This is a genomic window from Anaerofustis stercorihominis (assembly GCF_024623185.1).
GTDB lineage: Bacteria > Bacillota > Clostridia > Eubacteriales > Anaerofustaceae > Anaerofustis.
In genome coordinates this window covers 1-4,001 of record NZ_JANJZK010000039.1, presented here as the reverse complement: position 1 = coordinate 4,001, position 4,001 = coordinate 1, and the positions used below count along the sequence as shown (strand labels likewise).

At 30.4% G+C, this 4,001-nt stretch carries 3 protein-coding genes; 1 reads left to right on the top strand and 2 read right to left on the bottom strand.

Annotated elements, in window-relative coordinates; translation table 11 throughout:
- Positions 1 to 452: 452 nt before the first annotated feature.
- Positions 453 to 1,994, bottom strand: a complete 1,542-nt coding sequence (locus NSA01_RS09740) for a M50 family metallopeptidase (RefSeq protein WP_257481265.1) — start codon at positions 1,992 to 1,994, stop codon at positions 453 to 455.
- A 702-nt stretch (positions 1,995 to 2,696) separates the two neighbouring features.
- Between NSA01_RS09740 and NSA01_RS09735 the strand changes: the two genes are divergently transcribed.
- Complete coding sequence (locus tag NSA01_RS09735) at positions 2,697 to 3,029, top strand: helix-turn-helix transcriptional regulator (protein WP_257481264.1); 333 nt, start codon at positions 2,697 to 2,699, stop codon at positions 3,027 to 3,029.
- Positions 3,030 to 3,381: 352 nt separating this feature from the next.
- Here the strand turns inward: NSA01_RS09735 and NSA01_RS09730 are convergent.
- On the bottom strand, positions 3,382 to 4,001 hold a 620-nt coding region (locus tag NSA01_RS09730; RefSeq protein WP_306813880.1), incomplete at its 5' end, for a YgjV family protein.

The following is a 4,001-nucleotide window of genomic DNA, read 5'->3' as shown; positions in this document are numbered from 1 at the left end:
GATTTATCAACTGTAATTTAAGATAAAACTTATAATGTAAATATTTATAATAATTGTAATTTGGAGAAATTGCAGGTAATACTTAAGAAGAAACCTTCAAATACAGCTAACGTAAATATTCTGCATAATAAATCAGAAAGTTTGTTATTTTGTGTACTTCATACACTTAGATTTCAATGAATAAAATATTAACTTAATAAAGTGGTTCACCCGTAAATCACCTAAAAAAGTTATCACTTTTAAATAAACTATACCTGCTTTTAAAAGTTTTAATTTTAAGAGAAATAAAACCACTCATTTTTTAGTTTTTAAATAATCAAATATTATTCCAAACAACAAAAAAGCCCTTAGGAAATTTCCGAGGGCTTTTTTATATTTTAATATTTATTTCTATTATTTTTAAATATATAGATAAAACTTCTTATAAGTTCAAACTTCAAGATAACACACCTCTATTTATCTTCTTCGATGATACCTCTCTCCACCGCTTTGTCATGAGCCACATGAAGAAGTTCTATCTCCCCTTCTATTTCCGTTTCGTAAGGGTAAGAGGAAGATATCCTCTTGAATGCGTCAAGCTGTTCCTTTGCTTTATATTCATCCTCATTATAAAGGAGTTCATAAGCATAAAGCTGTCTTCTTCTCGACACGTAATAATTCTTGGTCGTTTCTATATACCTTTTAAGGTCATCATTCATGAGCCTGTCTATTTCATACTTATTACATTCTCCGATAAGTTCCAAAAACAAAAGCTCACACCTAAGCTCACTTTTATGAACGCTTAACATATCGGTCAGGTTATCAAGGGAATATAAAATCAGTTCGCTTGCTTTGTCAAATTCTTTCTTGTCCACAAGATAATTGCACTTTAAAGTCACCATAGCACTTACGAGAGGGTTCAGATAATCCGCTTTTTCATCTACATCAAAAAGCTTTTCGTCCATATCTTTAAGTCTTACACCTTTTGTAAGCAGCCCGTTGATTTTAAGCTGAGAATAAAATGCTTTCTTTGAATTGATGTCCTCATCCAAATATAAAGCATTGGCTCCGTCGTTTGCTATCCCGCCTATTTTTCTTGGTATCCCATTCAAAAGACCGAAGTATAAGCTAAGTGCAACGCCCATGATAAGTCCTTCCGATAGGAATATCACATAAGGAAGCATAATATATAATATAAGGCATATCCCGCCGAAAATGAAGTTAAGTATAACTCCCCCCAAAGAATATAGGAAATTAGGGAAGTCATATTTATCATTTTTTACATCGGGAGGTATCATCAGACACTGCCCGCCTGTCCCGGGGATATGGTATCTCTTATATGTTATCTTATCATTGTTCTTTACGAACATCATATTGCCTATCCTGAATGAAGCGAATTCATACCCGCTTAAAAGTCCGAAGAGAAAATGTCCGCCCTCGTGAATTATTATTGAAACATAAGCAAGTATGCTCGCCCAAACGATAAAGAAAAGAAGACTTTCAAAGCCGTGGAATACATCCCACCCCTTTAAAAACACCATACCTACTATGACTGCAATAATAAATAACATTACCATGTTTGGAAGCATATCGTACTTACCCCCGCCAACGCTGGCGCTTTTATTTTGTTTATTATTTTGTTTTGTCATTTTTAAATCATTTTGATTAATATGTTTATCATCACTATCATTTTCTTCACTGTCCGATTCATAATGATTACCTTCGTTTCGCTCATAATCGGATACATTATTATTTTCTTTAACTAAAGAATTATCGTTATCGTTTAGAGAGTGAACATCGTTTTCCTCATAAGTATTATTTATATTGTGAGTTTCATTCTCATCAATATTTTCATCTACTTCTTTATTTAGGTCTTCACTGAAGTCTTTTCCTCCGAAAAGCAGAGCATCTTTTGCAAGATCGCTTTCTTTATTTAATATCTTCTCGTCGTCCGTCAAATAAGGCATAAGAAAATCATCGAATGATTCAAGTCCTTTTTTATCATTATCTTTCATTTAATCACCGCTTCTTAAAATACTTGCTACTATATTAACATAATAGTTGTTTATTATCAAACCATTAAGGATTTCCACCCCTAATCCCTTTGATGTAGGAAAAAGGTTTATTAAAATAACTTTTTTGTATTTTTTATTTATAATGTTTTAGTTTATCTGTTATTTTTTATATCTTATAATATTTAATGAAATAATCAAAGACGTATAGTGAAAAAACGATAAATTGAAACTTGTCTTTTGCGTCTGTTAATTAGATGAAATATACCCTAAACTTTTATTAAGTCAAGTTTTTATAAATAATTTTAAATGTTCATATTCTTTATGATATATAATTTAACAAATATCATGCTTTAATGTATACATAAGTTTTTATATTTGTTGTTACCAAAATCATATTAAAAATATTTAAATTATTATAAACCTTTATAAAAAAATCATATATCAATGTTACAGGTGAAGAAACCATACTATAAGAACGATAAAGCATTATAAAATGCAGTCATATATAAAACACTATTTATGATATAATCAATCAAAATCATCTAATGACTTTTATAGCATATACAAACATCATTCACTATGATTTTAAGAAATAAAACTTATTATTACTCATGCAAAAGCCTTTTTACATACTGCAAAAGATATTTGATAGACTTAAAATATCACTATAGCTATCATAGAATAAAAAAAGGAGAATAGCTAATGAACTTAAATGAAAAATTGACATCAATAAGAAAGAAAGAGGGATACTCTCAGGAAGAGGCAGCTGAAAGACTAAACGTGACCAGACAGACCATTTCAAACTGGGAAACGGGACAAACATCACCAAGCATAGAACAATCCATATCAATAGCAAAACTATATAAAATAAGTCTTGATGAACTTACCGACAACGACATAAGGAATGTCATTGAAAATAAAGTATCCAACACGGAAAAAATAGCGGGATACATAATGTTATATATAAAATTTATCGCAGTGCTTTTGGTCGTGCTTGTAATTATAGGTATCTTATGTGCATTATTTATTAAATAATAAAAATAAAAGGGGCGCTGCCCATTGCCCCACCTGCAGAGTTTTTTTTAAGTTAAATTCGTAAATTTTGCTGAAATAAATTTGCTCATGTTATTAATATTTAAGAGCATGTATAAGTTAAATAAATTAAACTTAAAGATTTTCGAGTTTCTTTATTTTTATCTGTCCTATTTTCATTAAACATTTGCTTATCCTCCTATTTACATATAAAGGCTTATCTTATAAACAAGGTAATAACTTTTTTAGATAAACAGCGAATGATTTATTTTATAATTTAATTAAACATATAACGCAATATCTTTTAAATAATAAAAAAGCACAGCCAAGCCATGCTTTAAAATCTTTTTAATTTTTATATTTCTTCTGTTGTATAATCAAATTCATCAAAAGATACATTTTTCGAGGCTTCTTTTCTGCCTCTATGTTTTATTATCGATAAGGTATTTATAATAAGTGTAGTTAAATCGGACAGTGCCGTGGAAAAATCAAGGATAGAGAATGAATAAATTATCCACATAAAAAGATTAGCCCAAATGCTGTATCTGGTCTCCTTCACACCTTTTACATAATAACTGCAAAGAGTATACTGGACTGTTGCGATAATAGGTATAAGTCCGATAAAGCCTCTGTTGTTCACGGCTGCACAGAGTATTACGGACATAACAAGAAAAATTATCATAACATTCTTTGTAAATTTATCTTTCGAAACGATATAATTCCTTACAGATGAAATAAGAAGTGCCGCTATACCCGCATAAGAGGCAAAGAACCAGGAAGCAATGGCAAGAAGAAAGGAATTAAAAAACTGGAGCATGAATACTCTGTTTCTGTCGTTTACTATACAGCTCGACATCATAAAAAGAGCCGCTATGAATGATATTATATTGCCTATGATTATGTTGTTCATTATTTTTTTCCTTTCTTTTTCAAAGAAACAAACCACCAGGGGCTCTGCCCCTAAAACCCCGGCAC